General features: G+C 70.2%; 13 protein-coding genes, 2 tRNA genes and 1 pseudogene. 4 read left to right on the forward strand and 12 right to left on the reverse strand.

Annotation, left to right across the window (positions count from 1 at the left end; translation table 11 throughout):
• Positions 1-273: 273 nt before the first annotated feature.
• The 4 genes from ACFC0G_RS05810 to ACFC0G_RS05825 all read right to left on the reverse strand — a co-directional run bounded on the left by ACFC0G_RS05810 (position 274) and on the right by ACFC0G_RS05825 (position 2097).
• Positions 274-663, reverse strand: coding sequence for a DUF6344 domain-containing protein (locus ACFC0G_RS05810; protein WP_376397789.1), 390 nt, complete (start codon positions 661-663; stop codon positions 274-276).
• A gap of 174 nt (positions 664-837) precedes the next feature.
• Positions 838-1233, reverse strand: a complete 396-nt coding sequence (locus ACFC0G_RS05815; protein WP_376398450.1) for an iron chaperone — start codon at positions 1231-1233, stop codon at positions 838-840.
• Between the two features lie 184 nt (positions 1234-1417).
• Entirely contained in the window at positions 1418-1558 is a 141-nt protein-coding gene (locus tag ACFC0G_RS05820) for a hypothetical protein (RefSeq protein ID WP_376397793.1), read from the reverse strand.
• A 38-nt stretch (positions 1559-1596) separates the two neighbouring features.
• Positions 1597-2097, reverse strand: coding sequence for a MarR family winged helix-turn-helix transcriptional regulator (locus ACFC0G_RS05825; protein ID WP_376397796.1), 501 nt, complete (start codon positions 2095-2097; stop codon positions 1597-1599).
• Between the two features lie 39 nt (positions 2098-2136).
• Here ACFC0G_RS05825 and ACFC0G_RS05830 point away from each other — a divergent pair.
• A pseudogene (locus ACFC0G_RS05830) lies at positions 2137-3324 on the forward strand (MFS transporter); the annotation flags it as partial.
• Between the two features lie 83 nt (positions 3325-3407).
• Here ACFC0G_RS05830 and ACFC0G_RS05835 read toward each other — a convergent pair.
• Positions 3408-4175 (reverse strand): alpha/beta fold hydrolase, encoded by a 768-nt coding sequence (locus tag ACFC0G_RS05835; protein WP_376397799.1) that lies wholly within the window; start codon positions 4173-4175, stop codon positions 3408-3410.
• Positions 4176-4275: 100 nt separating this feature from the next.
• Between ACFC0G_RS05835 and ACFC0G_RS05840 the strand changes: the two genes are divergently transcribed.
• Complete coding sequence (locus tag ACFC0G_RS05840) at positions 4276-4827, forward strand: PadR family transcriptional regulator (RefSeq protein ID WP_376397802.1); 552 nt, start codon at positions 4276-4278, stop codon at positions 4825-4827.
• Between the two features lie 74 nt (positions 4828-4901).
• Here ACFC0G_RS05840 and ACFC0G_RS05845 read toward each other — a convergent pair.
• Positions 4902-4974: transfer RNA gene (locus ACFC0G_RS05845), tRNA-Ala, on the reverse strand.
• A 129-nt stretch (positions 4975-5103) separates the two neighbouring features.
• Here ACFC0G_RS05845 and ACFC0G_RS05850 point away from each other — a divergent pair.
• Positions 5104-5652: a DNA-binding protein gene (locus tag ACFC0G_RS05850; RefSeq protein WP_150268275.1), complete on the forward strand. Its 549-nt coding sequence runs from the start codon at positions 5104-5106 to the stop codon at positions 5650-5652.
• Between the two features lie 63 nt (positions 5653-5715).
• Positions 5716-7116, forward strand: a complete 1401-nt coding sequence (locus tag ACFC0G_RS05855; RefSeq protein ID WP_376397806.1) for a protein kinase — start codon at positions 5716-5718, stop codon at positions 7114-7116.
• Positions 7117-7199: 83 nt separating this feature from the next.
• Here ACFC0G_RS05855 and ACFC0G_RS05860 read toward each other — a convergent pair whose 3' ends face one another.
• From ACFC0G_RS05860 to gyrB, 6 genes are all read right to left on the reverse strand, one after another.
• Positions 7200-8546 (reverse strand): hypothetical protein, encoded by a 1347-nt coding sequence (locus ACFC0G_RS05860; protein WP_376397809.1) that lies wholly within the window; start codon positions 8544-8546, stop codon positions 7200-7202.
• A gap of 104 nt (positions 8547-8650) precedes the next feature.
• Positions 8651-8785 (reverse strand): DLW-39 family protein, encoded by a 135-nt coding sequence (locus ACFC0G_RS05865; protein WP_003958712.1) that lies wholly within the window; start codon positions 8783-8785, stop codon positions 8651-8653.
• A gap of 168 nt (positions 8786-8953) precedes the next feature.
• A tRNA-Ile gene (locus tag ACFC0G_RS05870) sits at positions 8954-9027 on the reverse strand.
• Positions 9028-9146: 119 nt separating this feature from the next.
• Positions 9147-9743: a DUF3566 domain-containing protein gene (locus tag ACFC0G_RS05875; RefSeq protein ID WP_376397812.1), complete on the reverse strand. Its 597-nt coding sequence runs from the start codon at positions 9741-9743 to the stop codon at positions 9147-9149.
• 106 nt (positions 9744-9849) lie between these two features.
• Positions 9850-12474, reverse strand: a complete 2625-nt coding sequence (gene gyrA / locus ACFC0G_RS05880) for a DNA gyrase subunit A (protein WP_376397815.1) — start codon at positions 12472-12474, stop codon at positions 9850-9852.
• A gap of 41 nt (positions 12475-12515) precedes the next feature.
• Positions 12516-14546, reverse strand: a complete 2031-nt coding sequence (gene gyrB, locus ACFC0G_RS05885; RefSeq protein ID WP_376397818.1) for a DNA topoisomerase (ATP-hydrolyzing) subunit B — start codon at positions 14544-14546, stop codon at positions 12516-12518.
• Positions 14547-14859: the final 313 nt, after the last annotated feature.

Consider the following 14859-nt stretch of genomic DNA (forward strand, 5'->3'; position numbering starts at 1 on the left):
GAGGGTGGTGCCAGGTCTGAAGGTGGTGCCAGGTCCGAGGGTGGTGCCAAGTCTGACGGTGGTGCCAGGTCCGACGGTGGTGCTCTGAGGGGCTTGTTCGGAGAGTCTCGCGGTTCTCGCAGGTCTCGCAGGTCTCGCGGGTCTCGCGGGTCTCGCAGGTCTCGCAGGTCTCGCGGGTCTCGCGGTTCTCACGGTTCTCACGGGTCTCGCGGTTCTCACGGCGTGGGGAGTACGTGTGCGTGTGCTTGTACGCGTACGCCTGCTCCCCACGTCCTACGCGCCCGTCGCCGGCGCCGTCGCGGCGAGCGCCAGCTCCGTCAGCGCGACCGGGTCGCTCTCGGCCGCGCCACCCGCGTGACGGTGGCGTACCGAGGGGGAGGAGCCGTGGGCCTCGGCGCCGATGCGCTGCTTGATGGTGGGCGGCAGGGAACGGTCACCGGCGAGGGGCCACCGGTGCGTCCGCTGTGCCGGTACGGAGGCGAGGGCACGCTCCGAAGCGGCGGGGACCCCGGCGGCGACGGCGGAGCCGGCCGGCTCCTCGGGCTGCTGCACGGCGGGCTGCTGGGCCGCGGCGGCGGTGCTCGCCAGGCCGACGGAGGCGAGCAGGGCGAAGAGGACGGAGATGAAGGCGGTCCAGAACTGCTTGACCTTGGCGGTGGCCATGATCCCTCACTTTCGTGACGTTCTCGGATGGTTCATTTCGGGTTGCGCGCTTTACGTACTTTCCACATGATGTGGATGCGCCCCCGGATTCCCGAGGACCGACGCCGCCGCCGCGCAGTTCTTCCGATGAACACCACCCGTACGGATCAGTGGCCACCTCCCGGCCCGGGCGTCCTAGCTCATTGCCTTCCTCACCAGCTCGGCGATCCGCGCCTCGTCGGCGGCGGTCAGCTCCTTCAGGGCGTAGGCGGACGGCCACATCGTGCCGTCGTCGAGGTTCGCCACGTCGTTGAAGCCGAAGGTCGCGTACCGCGCGTTGAACTTCTGCGCGCTCTGGAAGAAGCAGACGACCTTGCCGCCCTTGGCGTACGCGGGCATCCCGTACCAGAGCTTCGGCGCGAGCTCCGGAGCGGTCTCCTTGACCACGGCGTGGATGCGCTCGGCCATGACCCGGTCCGAGTCCTCCATCTCGGCGATCTTCGCGACCACGGCCGCCTCCTCCTCCGCCGCCTTGTCGGCGCGCGATCCGCGGCGCGCGGACGCCCTCACCTCCTTGGCGCGCTCCTTCATCGCGCTCCGCTCCTCCGTGGTGAATCCCTCGGACGTCGCCTCGGCGGCGGACTCGGCGGCGGACTCGGCTGCGGACTCGGCTGCGGACTTGGCTGCGGACTCGGCGGAGGACTTCTGCGTGTTCGTCATGGCGAGTTCCTTCTCTCGTACGAGTACGGACCTGGGTACGGCTACGGGAGGGCCGTCAGCCCCACGCGCCGGCGATCTGCCGGGTCGTGGCGTCGAGCCGGTTGAACGGGTTGGCGACGCCGGCCATGAGGATGATCGCGGCGAGTCGCTTCTCGTCGTCGTACGTGGCGGCCGTGTCCCAGACCTCGTCGCTCACCGAGTCGGGCCGGGGGATCGCGGTCGTGCGCGACGGCCTCAGCCGCCGGCCGGGGGCAGACTGAGGGCGAGCCGCTCCAACAGGTCGGCGAGGTGCGCCTGTTCGTCCTCGCCGAGCCCTTCGAGGAGCCGGCGCTGGTTGTCGAGGTGGACGGCGATGAGTTCGTCGGTCAGCGCGACGCCCGCCGGGGTGAGGCTGATGAGGCGGCCGCGTGAATCCTCCTCGGCGACGGTCCGGGCGACCAGACCGCGGTGTTCGAGCCGGTCGACCCGCTTGGTGATCGCACCGGTGGTGACCAGGACGGTACGGCTGAGCTCGCCCGCGGACAGCGCGTAGGGCTCGCCGGACCGCCGGAGGGCGGCGAGGACGTCGAAGTCGCCGCTGCCCAGCCCCGCGGCGCCGAACGGCGGGCGCAGCCGCTGGTCCAGCGCGTCGGTGAGCCGGAAGAGGCGGCCGATGACGAGCATCGGCGTCGGGTCCAGATCGGGTCGCTCGCGTCGCCACTGGTCGACGATGGCGGCGATGGCATCTCCCTGCATCCCTTCACTCTATCTTCCACAGATGATAAAAAACCTTCCATGGAAGATAAATCCACGCGCCGCCGACTCGTCGCCGCGAGCCTCGCCGGGTCGATCGGCGACGGCATCTACGTGCCGCTCACGATGCTGTTCCTCCACTCGCTCACCGGCCTGTCCCTGACGTCGATCGGCACCGGCCTGACGATCGCCGGGCTCTGCGCGCTGGCGTTCATGCCGGCCGCGGGGGTCCTCATCGACCGGTTCGGCGGCCGGCGGGTGCTCATCGGCGTGCTCGCGCTGCGCGCGGCCGGTTTCGCGGCCTACCCCTTCGCCGACTCCTACCCCGCCTTCCTGGCGATCGCCCTGGTCGTCGCCGTCGGGATGTGGGCCTCCTCGCCCAGCCAGCAGGCACTGATCGGCGACATCGCCCGAGGCACCGAACGCGACCGGCTCCTGGCCTGGGACCGCAGCCTGCGCAACGCCGGTATGGGAGGCGGCAGTCTCGCGGCGGCCGGCATGCTCGCCTGGAACGGCACCACGGGCTTCGTCGCCGCCTCGGAGACCCTGGCCGTCGTCTTCTGCTGCGCCGCGGTCCTCGTGACCCGGATCCCGAACGTCCGCGGCCCCGCCGAGCGGCCGCAGGCGCGCGAGGGATACCGGCAGGTGCTCGCCGACCGGCCCTACCTGCTCGTCACGGCGGCCAACTTCCTGATCGCCTTCGGCTACACCACCCAGGCCATGGCCCTGCCGGTCTTCCTCACCCGCGACATCGCCCTGCCCGACGCCCTGGCCGGCACCGTCTTCGCGGTCAACACCGCCCTGGTCGCCGGGCTCGGCGTCCCCGCCGCCCGGCTGACGCTGCGCGGCAGACGCACGCGGGCCGCCGCACTCGGAGCGGTCGTCTTCGCGCTCTCCTTCGCCGCCTTCGCGCTGCTCCCCCGGCTCGTCAGCGGCCCGAACGCCCTCGTCGCCGTCCTCGCGGTCGCCGTGCTCTACACCGCCGGCGAACTCGTCCACTCCGCACCCTCGCAGGGCCTCTCCGTCCAGGCGGCCCCCGACCACCTGCGAGGCCGGTACCTGTCGGTCTACCAGCTGTCCTGGTCCGCCTGCCGCACCGTCGCCCCCATGCTCCTGGGCTTCCTCCTCGACGCGGGGCAGTGGCAGCTGTGGACCGTCCTCGCGCTGATGGTCCTCACGGGCGCGGCGATCCTCCTGTGCGCCGAACGCTCACTGCCGCCCCACGCGGTCACCCCCGGCCCCGACCCCGCCCACACACCCGCTCCCACCTCCGCTCCCACCTCCGCCCCCGCCCCCGCTTCCGACGGACGGCGTCAGCTGCCGCCCAGCGCGTCGGCGACCTCCCGTGCGAACACCTCGGGGTTGTCGAACATGATGTTGTGCCCGCAGTCCGGGACCGCCCGGACGGTCACGCCCGAGGCCACCAGACCCTCCACATCGGCCGGCTCCCCGTCGGCCGCCGGGTGAAGGCAGGTACGGGGGACCGACAGGCCCGCCAGATGCTCGCGGAGAGCGGGGACGGTCCCCCGAGCCCGATGGACCGTGGTGCGGTACAGCGCCTCGCGTCCCGCCAGGCGCATCGTGGACCACCAGACCGGGCCGACCCGCTCCTCGGTCCGCTCCCACCCGTCGGCGAGGAACTCCTCCTCCGTGTACGCCGTGATCCCGCTGCTGCCGGGAACGGGCACCATCGGCGCCGGGTCCAGGACGGAGTCCACGAGCACCAGGTTCGCGACCAGCCGCGGGTGGCGGGCGGCGAGCAGGATCGCCACCGCACCACCGAGGCTGTGCGCGATGACCTCGGCACCCGTCACATCGGCGGCCTCCAGCGCCGCCGCCACGGCGTCCGCGTGCGCCTCCAGCGTGTACGTGAAGTCCGTCGGACGGTCGCTGATGCCGAAGCCGAGCAGGTCGAGCAGCAGTGACCGGCGGCCGGTCAGCAGGGGGTGCGCGGCGGCGGCGGCCCAGTACACCGGCGAGGTGGAACCGAGTCCGTGCAGGTAGAGCCGGGCCGGCTCGGTGCCGGGGATCTCCACCCAGCGGATGAGGTCGCCGTTCGGGGTCACGGGGGCATGGCGCATGGCCGACTCCTTGATCGTCAGGGGACACCGACGATACCTCGTCATCGAGGTATAGCGATATCGATATACCTCCGCCTCTGGGATCTGACAGCATGGGCGCATGCTCAAGCTCGCGATTCTCGGGTTCCTCCACGACCGGCCGATGCACGGCTACGAGCTACGCCGGCACCTGGCCGCACTGACCGGCCACATCCGCCCGATCAGCGACGGCACCCTCTATCCCGCGATCAAGCGCCTCGAAACCGACGGCCTGCTCGTCCGCGAGACCGAACCCGGATCCACCGCCGCCCCCCGGCACACCCTGCACCTCACCCCGGCCGGCCGGGCGGCACTGCACGAACGGCTGCGCACACCCGAGCAGTTGGACATCAGCGACGAGAACCGCTGGTTCACCGTGCTGGCCTTCCTCCGCCACCTCGACGACCCCGCCGAGCAGGCGACCGTGCTCCGCCGCCGGCTCGCCTTCCTCGACGAGCCCGCCAGCTTCTTCTACGACGGCGCCGTACCCCTGGGCGCCGAGGAGATCACCGACCCGTTCCGCAGCGGCATCCTGCTGATCGCCCGGGCGACGTCGCAGGCCGAACTGGCCTGGCTGCACGACATGATCGCCACCCTCGGCGACCAGCCCCTCCCGTCGGCGGGAGAGCGCTGACATCCCGCACGGGAAAAGGGGACAAAAACACCCCCTTGAACTGCGTTTCCGCAGTTCAAGGGGGTGCAAGAGAGTGGAGCCTAGGGGAGTCGAACCCCTGACATCTGCCATGCAAAGACAGCGCTCTACCAACTGAGCTAAGGCCCCGGAACGAGAACAGCGTACCGGGTCTCCCCCCATGTCCGGCAAAAGGATAGGGACTCCCGGTCCACGACCACTCTCCGTAAGATGCTGATCGAGGTTCGCAGTGGCGAACCTAAGGGATGGGGAGAAGTAATGGACGCAGCGCAGCAAGAAGCCACGGCAAGAGCCAGAGAGCTTCAGCGCAGTTGGTACGGGGAGCCGTTGGGGGCGCTCTTCCGTCGGCTGATCGACGATCTCGGGCTCAACCAGGCCAGGCTCGCGGCCGTGCTCGGGCTCTCCGCGCCCATGCTGTCCCAGCTGATGAGCGGCCAGCGGGCCAAGATCGGCAACCCGGCCGTCGTCCAGCGCGTCCAGGCCCTCCAGGAGCTCGCCGTCCAGGTCGCCGACGGCAGCGTCAGCGCCGCCGAGGCCACCGACCGGATGGACGAGGTCAAGAAGTCGCAGGGCGGCTCCGTCCTCACCAGCACCGCCCAGACCGCCACCGGCTCCGGCGCCCCGACCGTGCGCCGCGTGGTCCGCGAGATCCAGTCCCTGCTGCGGTCCGTGGCGGCCGCGGGCGACATCATCGACGCGGCCGACTCCCTCGCCCCGGCGCACCCGGAACTGGCAGAGTTCCTCCGGGTGTACGGCGCGGGGCGCACTGCGGACGCGGTCGCGCACTACGAGTCGCACCAGAACTGACGCGGGACCGGCGCTCGGCCGGTACCGGGGGTCCACGACACGACGGGGAGCGGGCGCAGCGCGATGGGTGAGGTCTTCGCTGGTCGGTACGAGCTGATCGACCCGATCGGACGGGGCGGGGCGGGCGCGGTGTGGCGTGCCTGGGACCACCGGCGCCGGCGGTACGTGGCGGCCAAGGTGCTCCAGCAGAGCGACGCCCACACGCTGCTCCGCTTCGTCCGCGAGCAGGCGATGCGGATCGACCATCCGCACGTCCTCGCCCCGGCCAGCTGGGCCGCCGACGACGACAAGGTCCTCTTCACCATGGACCTGGTCGCCGGCGGCTCGCTGGCGCACGTCGTCGGAGACTACGGCCCGCTGCCGCCCCGCTTCGTCTGCACCCTGCTCGACCAGCTGCTCTCCGGTCTGGCCACGGTGCACGCCGAAGGCGTCGTCCACCGGGACATCAAGCCCGCCAACATCCTGCTGGACGTCACCGGAACCGGACGGCCGCACCTGCGGCTCTCCGACTTCGGCATCTCCATGCGCAAGGGCGAACCCCGGCTCACGGAGACCGACTACGTGATCGGCACGCCCGGTTACTTCGCACCCGAGCAACTCCTCGGCGCCGAGCCGGACTTCACCGCCGACCTGTTCGCCGTCGGCCTGGTCGCGCTCTATCTCCTCCAGGGCCGCAGCCCGGACTCCCAGGCCCTCGTCTCGCACTTCCTCACGCACGGCACCCCGAGCGCCCCCGAGGGCCTTCCGGAGCCGCTGTGGCAGGTGCTCGCCGGGCTGCTCCAGCCCGACCCGCAGGCCCGCTTCCGGACGGCCACGGGCGCGCGCAAGGCGCTGGACGCCGCCGCCGAGATGCTGCCCGAGCCGCGTCCCGACGAGCCGCCGGTCGAGATCTTCGACCAGATCGGCCCGCTGCCGACCGGCTTCGGCCCCCAGGGCCCGACGAGCCCCACGGGCCCCACGGGCCCCGCTGTTCCCGCTGCTCCTCCCGGCCCGCACGGCGCCCCCACCGTCACCGACGCGGCTCCGACGCCGCCCGCCGCCATGCCCGTACCACCCATGCCCCCCGTACCGGCCCAGCAGCACCCCGCACAGACCCCGTACCAGCAGTACCAGCAGCCCGTGCCGGCCCCGGCCCACGCCCCGCTGCCGAACACCGCTCCGTCCCCCGCTCCGTCCGCCTCCGAGACGGGCAGCTTCCACCTTCCCCCGCCGGTCACGCACCCGAACCCCTCCTTCGACCAGGCCCCCACGGCCGGGGCACCGTACGGACAGGCCTCTCCTCATCCGTACACCGCTCGACCCGTTCAGGTTCCCGGTCAGCACACCGCACCGGCGCACGGCCCGCAGCCCACGCCCCCGGCCCCCGTACGCCGACCGGGACCGCCCCCGAAGGTGACGGTCCCGGTCCTGCTGCTCGCCCTGGTGTGCCTGGCGGTCGGCTTCTGGGCCCTCGCCCAGACCTGACCGCCCGGCAAGGGGCCCTGGATCGGCCTACGCCGCCCCAGGCCCCCACGCCGCCCCAGGCCTCTACGCCGGCCTGCGAGCGCCTACGCCGCCCGCCTCCGCGCCACCAGCGTCCACGCGCCGAGCCCGAGCAGCAGCACGCTCCCGGTGCCGATCCCGGCCACCGCGACGAGCCGCATGGAGCCGCTGTCCTCGGCCGCCCGCACGCCGCTCGCGCCGTTCGCCGCCGCCTCCTTGTCGTCGGCAGTCACCGCGAACGGGCCCGGGTCCCCGTCGTACCCGGGTCCGGGCTTCGCGTTCCCCGTGACGTTCACGCGCAGCGTCAGCGGCACCGGCTTGTCCCCGTACTCCGCGGCGACCTTGGGGCTGAGCGTGGCCGACAGGTAGTACCAGCCGGCGAACCGCATGCCGTTCGTGGCCTCGTTGTACGAGCTGCGGTTCTCGTGCGCCACCGGCCGCTGCGCGTCGAGCGCCAGCGTCGCGGGCTTCCCGTCGTAGCTTCCGCTGTTCTCGTCGACGTGCCCGAGCGCGGGGTTGTCGAGGGAGAGCACCAGCGCGTTGCCGATGTACTCGTTCGCGGCGGCGCTGCTGCCGAGCTCCGCCGTGGCGAAAAGCTGCTGCCCCCAGTCGACGGGCACCCGGAAGAAGAGCGTCTGGCCGGGGCGGATGTCGGACCGCCACTCGCCCTGCGTCAGCGAGACGGCGTCGTGGAAGCCGGCGCCGCCCTGCCGCTTCTGCGGGCCGCCCGTCGGCGGCGGGGGCGTGGCGGAGGACCAGGCCTCGGGGAGCTCGGTCGGGCCGGCCTTCTTCAGGCCCGGCTCGGACAGGTGCCGGATCTCCAGCTCCCAGTCGTCCGAGGCGGAGGTGGGCTTCGAGGTGCGCTCGACGAGCACGTAGAAGGCGCCCGCCTTCTGGCAGCTGGAGCTGTCCGGGTCGACGATGCGGCGGGCGTACCCGGCGAGCGGGCGCACGTACTCGGCGGAGGAGAACGACACCTGCTGGTAGCCGCAATCGGTGCCGGAGCCGTCCTGCATGCTCACCTTGAAGCCGTCGCCGTACTCGACCTTGCCGCCGGGCTTCGGTACGGCCACCACGGAGACGTAGCTGTTGACCTTGTCGTCGAGGTCGACGCGGTAGTAGACCTTGCCGTCCTTCTTGAGCGTGTCCCGGTAGGTCTCCCCGGTCTTCAACTGCACCGCGTCCGAGCTCGAAGCGGCCCCCTTGACCCGCTGGGCCGCGCCGTCGAAGGCGTACGGCGGGAGCGCGTCCCCGTCGGCCGCCCAGGCCTGGCCCGGCAGCGCCGTCACCGCGCCCACGGCCGCGACCGCTGCGACCGTCGCGACCAGAGCCCCGGTCCCCCGTCTAATCCGGCCGAAGCGGCTGATCCGGCCGATGCGTCCGTTGCGTCCGATGCCGGCCTGCGTCTTCACGCGCCTCTCCCCTTTACTCAAGCAAGCAAATTGTTCGCTCAGGCAAAGCAAAGCCCCGGCCCGCTCACGCGCGGCCGGGGCTTCACCCACAAACGGTTCTCGGCTCAGACACCCGAACCTGCGGGCACGGAGTCGGTCGCCTCCGTCCACAGATCCTGCTCGGCGCGATCCGCCTGGATCTGGCGGTACACGAGGAGCCCGCCGATGGCGGCCAGTGCGACCAGGAGAAGCTTCTTCACCGCGCGACCTCGTCTTTCGTTGACGTAGGAGACTTCTGACGCCCACTCTACACATCGACCGATACCGATCGGTGACCTGTACGAGTTTCAAACCCCCGACGCGTCCCCGTCTTCCCCGGACAAACAAATCGACCCGGACGGAGGAACCGTCCGGGTCGATCGATACTGTGGGGCTAACAGGATTTGAACCTGTGGCCTCATCCTTATCAGGGATGCGCTCTAACCAACTGAGCTATAGCCCCGCCGCGCTTGCGGTGTGTGTCCCGCGCGCTGACTCCTGAAGATTAGCGCACGTGGGGGCCAGTCCCAAAATCGGTTCCTGACCGACCCCCTCGCAGGTCACCCGGCGGCCACCCGAAGGTCACTCGTCCTCGGCGAGCGTGAGCTCCACGCCTCCGACGAAACCGGCCGACAGGTTGTAGATGAACGCGCCCAGCGTCGCCAGAGCGGTCATCAGCACCACGTCGATCACCGCGATCACCGAGGTGAACATCAGGACCCGCGGCAGCGACAGGAACGACTGCAGGTCGAAGCCGTTGGACTCGTTCGAGCCCGTCGCCTCGCTGATCGTGCCGCCGACCGTCGAGAAGACGCCCATGGCGTCCATGACCATCCACAGCACCGCCGCGGCGACGACCGTGCAGATGCCCAGCGCGATGGAGAGCAGGAAGCTCACCTTCATCACCGACCACGGATCGGCCTTCGCCACCCGCAGCCGCGCCTTGCGCGTACGGGGCGTCGTGCGCGCCCCCGTACGCGGCCGGCGCACGGCACCGGCGCCCGTCTGGCCGCCCAGCGTCCCGCCTGCCTGAACACCCGCAGCACCGCCCGGCGCCGGAGCGCCGTACGCCTGCGGCGGGTGGTACGGGCCGCCCGGCTGCTGCGCACCCGTGCGCTCGCCGGGCAGTGGCCCGCTGTAGGTCTCGTACGAGGGCTGCTGCCCCCGGCTGTCCGTCACCGCAACCCCCTGGGAGTCCGTGGCGGGGCCACGGGCGCCGTTCGCTCCAGCACCAGCAGAAGCTCCGGCAGCCGCCGATCCGGCGCCCGTGGCTCCACTCACGCTCTTACTCCTCGTGCTCCCCGGCCGAGAGCTCCGTGCCCTCGACTGCCTCGGCCTCGACCCCTGCGGTCTCGACCACCGCGGCCTCGACCGCCTCGACGACGCCCTCGGCATCGTCGTCGACATCTTCGTCGTCGCTGCCGGCCTCGGCGTTCCGTGCGATGCCGACGACGGCATCGCGCTTGCCCAGGTTGATCAGCTGGACGCCCATGGTGTCACGGCCGGTCTCCCTGACTTCGTTGACTCGCGTACGAATCACACCGCCGGACAGCGTGATGGCGAGGATCTCGTCGGTCTCCTCGACCACCAGCGCGCCCACGAGCGAGCCGCGGTCCTCCACGATCTTGGCGGCCTTGATACCGAGGCCGCCACGGCCCTGGACGCGGTACTCGTCGACGGGGGTGCGCTTCGCGTACCCGCCGTCGGTCGCGGTGAAGACGAACGTACCGGGCCGGACGACATTCATCGAGAGCAGTTCGTCGTCCGTGCGGAAACTCATCCCCTTGACGCCCGAGGTGGCGCGTCCCATCGGGCGCAGCGCGTCGTCCGTGGCCGTGAAGCGGATCGACTGCGCCTTCTTGCTGACGAGGAGCAGATCGTCCTCGGACGAGACCAGTTCGGCCCCGATCAGCTCGTCGTCGCCACCGCCCTCGGTCTCCCGGAGGTTGATCGCGATGACACCGCCCGAGCGCGGCGAGTCGTAGTCCTTCAGCGCGGTCTTCTTCACCAGGCCGGCCTTGGTGGCGAGCACCAGGTACGGCGCGGCGTCGTAGTCGCGGATCGCCAGGATCTGGGCGATCTGCTCGTCCGGCTGGAAGGCCAGCAGGTTGGCCACGTGCTGGCCGCGGGCGTCCCGGCCGGCGTCCGGCAGCTCGTACGCCTTGGCCCGGTAGACCCGGCCCTTGTTCGTGAAGAAGAGCAGCCAGTGGTGGGTGGTGGAGACGAAGAAGTGGTCGACGATGTCGTCCTGCTTCAGCTTCGTCCCGCGCACGCCCTTGCCGCCGCGCTTCTGCGAGCGGTAGTCCTCGGTCTTCGTCCGCTTCACATAGCCGCCGCGGGAGATCGTGACGACGATGTCCTCCTCGGCGATCAGGTCCTCGATGGACATGTCGCCGTCGAAGGGCACGAGCTTGGACCGGCGGTCGTCGCCGAACCGCTCGACGAGCGCCGCGAGTTCTTCGCTGACGATCGACCGCTGGCGCTCCGGCGAGGCCAGGATCGCGTTGTACTCGTTGATCTTGGCCTGGAGCTCGTCGTGCTCGGCGACGATCTTCTGCCGCTCCAGGGCCGCGAGGCGGCGGAGCTGCATCTCCAGGATCGCGTTGGCCTGGATCTCGTCGATCTGGAGGAGGTCCATCAGGCCGCCGCGGGCGACCTCGACCGTGTCGCTGCGGCGGATGAGCGCGATGACCTCGTCGATCGCGTCGAGCGCCTTGAGCAGACCGCGCAGGATGTGGGCGCGCTCCTCGGCCTTCCGCAGCCGGAACTTCGTCCGGCGGACGATGACCTCGATCTGGTGCGTCACCCAGTGGCGGATGAACGCGTCGAGCGAGAGGGTGCGCGGCACGCCGTCGACGAGCGCGAGCATGTTCGCGCCGAAGTTCGTCTGCAGGTCGGTGTGCTTGTACAGGTTGTTGAGCACGACCTTGGCGACGGCGTCGCGCTTGAGCACGATGACGAGGCGCTGGCCGGTACGGGACGAGGTCTCGTCGCGGACGTCGGCGATGCCGCCGACCTTGCCGTCCTTCACGAGGTCGGCGATCTTCTGCGCGAGGTTGTCCGGGTTGGTCTGGTACGGAAGCTCCGTGACCACCAGGCACTGGCGGTTCTGGATCTCCTCGACCTCGACGACCGCGCGCATCGTGATCGAGCCACGGCCGGTGCGGTACGCCTCCTCGATGCCCTTGCGGCCGACGACGAGCGCGCCGGTCGGGAAGTCCGGGCCCTTGATCCGCTCGATCAGCGCGTCGAGGAGCTCCTCGTGGCTGGCGTCGGGGTGCTCGAGCGCCCACTGGGCGCCGGCCGCGACCTCGCGGAGGTTGTGCGGCGGGATGTTGGTCGCCATGCCCACCGCGATGCCGGCGCTGCCGTTGATCAGCAGGTTCGGGAAGCGGGCCGGCAGGACCGTCGGCTCCTGGTTGCGGCCGTCGTAGTTGTCCTGGAAGTCGACGGTCTCCTCGTCGATGTCCCGGAGCATCTCCATCGACAGCGTCATGAGCTTGCACTCGGTGTACCGCATGGCGGCGGCCGGGTCGTTGCCCGGGGAACCGAAGTTGCCGTTGGAGTCGACGAGCGGCATGCGCATCGACCAGGGCTGGGCGAGGCGGACGAGCGCGTCGTAGATCGAGGAGTCGCCGTGCGGGTGGTACGTACCCATGACGTCACCGACGACGCGGGCGCACTTGTAGAAGCCCTTCTCGGGCCGGTAGCCGCCGTCGTACATCGCGTACAGCACGCGACGGTGGACGGGCTTGAGGCCGTCCCGTACGTCGGGCAGCGCGCGGGACACGATGACGGACATCGCGTAGTCGAGGTACGAGCGCTGCATCTCGGTCTCGAGCCCGACGGGCTCGATCCGCAGTACGGGCTCCTGGTCTTCGGTGGTGCCGGGAGTGATTTCGTCGGCCATTGCTGGTCGTCAGTCCTTTCGTACGGTCAGCTGAGACCGACTCAGATGTCGAGGAAGCGAACGTCCTTGGCGTTGCGCTGGATGAACGAGCGCCGTGCCTCGACGTCCTCGCCCATCAGCACCGAGAACAGGTCGTCGGCCTGCGCCGCGTCGTCCAGGGTGACCTGGCCGAGCACGCGGTGCTCGACGTCCATGGTCGTGACGCGCAGCTCCTCGGCGTTCATCTCGCCGAGACCCTTGAAGCGCTGGATCGAGTCTTCCTTGATCCGCTTGCCGTTCTGCTTGCCGAGCGCGACGAGCGCGTCCCGCTCGCGGTCCGAGTACGCGTACTCGAAGTCGTCCCGGCCCCACTTGATCTTGTAGAGCGGCGGGCGCGAGAGGTAGACGTGACCGGCCTCGACCAGCGGCCGCATGAAGCGGAAGAGGAAGGTCAGCAGCAGGGTGTTGATGTGCTGACCGTCGACGTCGGCGTCCGCCATCAGGATGATCTTGTGATAGCGGAGCTTCTCGATGTCGAAGTCCTCGTGCACACCGGTGCCGAAGGCCGAGATGAGCGCCTGGACCTCGGTGTTCTGCAGGATCTTGTCGATCCGGGCCTTCTCGACGTTCAGGATCTTGCCGCGGATCGGCAGGATGGCCTGGTACATCGGGTTACGGCCGGACTTGGCCGAGCCGCCGGCGGAGTCACCCTCGACGATGAAGATCTCGCACTTGGCGGGGTCGTTCGACTGGCAGTCGGACAGCTTGCCCGGCAGCGACGCCGACTCCAGCAGGCCCTTGCGGCGGGTCAGGTCGCGCGCCTTGCGGGCGGCCACGCGCGCGGTGGCGGCCTGGATCGACTTGCGGATGATGTCCGCGGCCTCGACCGGGTTCCGGTCGAGCCAGTCGTTGAGGTGCTCGTAGACCGCCTTCTGGACGAAGGTCTTCGCCTCCGTGTTGCCCAGCTTGGTCTTGGTCTGGCCCTCGAACTGCGGCTCGCTCAGCTTGACCGAGATGATCGCCGTCAGACCCTCGCGGATGTCGTCGCCCGTGAGGTTGTCGTCCTTCTCACGGAGCAGCTTCTTGTCCCGCGCGTACTTGTTGATCAGCGAGGTCAGCGCCGCACGGAAGCCCTCCTCGTGCGTGCCGCCCTCGTGGGTGTGGATGATGTTGGCGAAGGAGTACACGCCCTCGCTGTAGCCGCTGTTCCACTGCATCGCGACCTCGAGGGACAGGGCCTTGTCCTTGTCCTCCGCCTCCAGGTCGATCACGGTGGGGTGGACCAGCTCGCCCTTGCGCGAGTTGAGGTACTTCACGAAGTCGACGATGCCGCCCTCGTAGTGGTACTTCACCGTGCGCGCGGCCTGCTCCGCGGCCGCCTCGGCGTCCGGGTCGTCGGCGCCGACCGTGGCCTTGGCGGACTCGCGCTCGTCGGTGAGCGTGATCGTCAGGCCCTTGTTGAGGAAGGCCATCTCCTGGAAGCGGCGCGAGAGCGTCTCGAAGGAGTACTCGGTCGTCTCGAAGATGTCCGGGTCGGCCCAGAAGGTGACCGAGGTGCCGGTCCTGTCGGTCGCCTCGTTCTGCACGAGCGCCTCGACCGGGGCGCCCATCTTGTAGTCCTGGGTCCAGCGGTGGCCGTCCGTCCAGATCTCGACGGAGACCTTGGTGGACAGGGCGTTCACGACCGATACACCGACACCGTGCAGACCGCCGGAGACGGCGTAGCCGCCGCCGCCGAACTTGCCGCCCGCGTGCAGCACGGTCAGCACGACCTCGACGGCCGGCTTGCCCTCGGAGGCCACGATGCCCACCGGGATGCCACGGCCGTTGTCGATGACGCGGACGCCGCCGTCGGGCAGGATCGTCACGTCGATGGTGTCGGCGTGGCCGGCCAGGGCTTCGTCGACCGAGTTGTCGACGACCTCCTGCACCATGTGGTGCAGACCGCGCTCACCGGTCGAGCCGATGTACATGCCAGGGCGCTTGCGCACCGCATCCAGGCCTTCGAGGACCTGGATGTTGCTGGCGGTGTACTGGTTGTTCTCGTTGGGGTTGCCGGAATCGGCCACGAAGCGCCCTTTCTGGCACAGCACAGGCCGGTCTCCGGGCATACGGGAGCGGCTGCGTCGTTCGACATGTTCCGCAGGGTGGCGGGATTGTCTCCCAGTCTACCGGTAGCGACGACACTCATGGGGGTTTGCCGGTCCCTGAGTCCGCATGTGCCGCCCTGAGCAGACCCAAGACGACTCCCCATATCCAGACAGGGCCCCCAGAGCCCTCTGACGGCCACCTAGCGCTTCGGGCCGATGCCAGGCTGTGGGCAATCGTTCCGCGCTGGGGGTGCCCCCTCTGGGGGAGGGTGGGCACAGCCCACCCGCACGACGCCCTGCTGCCTGAACCCGCACC

The sequence above is a fragment of the Streptomyces sp. NPDC056169 genome (genome assembly GCF_042268445.1).
Lineage (GTDB): Bacteria > Actinomycetota > Actinomycetes > Streptomycetales > Streptomycetaceae > Streptomyces.

Coding starts and splice junctions, on each gene's coding strand:
- ACFC0G_RS05810 (WP_376397789.1), bottom strand. CDS start 663: ATGGCCACCGCCAAGGTCAAGCAGTTCTGGACCGCCTTCATCTCCGTC.
- ACFC0G_RS05815 (WP_376398450.1), bottom strand. CDS start 1,233: ATGAAGGAGCGCGCCAAGGAGGTGAGGGCGTCCGCGCGCCGCGGATCG.
- ACFC0G_RS05825 (WP_376397796.1), bottom strand. CDS start 2,097: ATGCAGGGAGATGCCATCGCCGCCATCGTCGACCAGTGGCGACGCGAG.
- ACFC0G_RS05835 (WP_376397799.1), bottom strand. CDS start 4,175: ATGCGCCATGCCCCCGTGACCCCGAACGGCGACCTCATCCGCTGGGTG.
- ACFC0G_RS05840 (WP_376397802.1), top strand. CDS start 4,276: ATGCTCAAGCTCGCGATTCTCGGGTTCCTCCACGACCGGCCGATGCAC.
- ACFC0G_RS05850 (WP_150268275.1), top strand. CDS start 5,104: ATGGACGCAGCGCAGCAAGAAGCCACGGCAAGAGCCAGAGAGCTTCAG.
- ACFC0G_RS05855 (WP_376397806.1), top strand. CDS start 5,716: ATGGGTGAGGTCTTCGCTGGTCGGTACGAGCTGATCGACCCGATCGGA.
- gyrA (WP_376397815.1), bottom strand. CDS start 12,474: ATGGCCGACGAAATCACTCCCGGCACCACCGAAGACCAGGAGCCCGTA.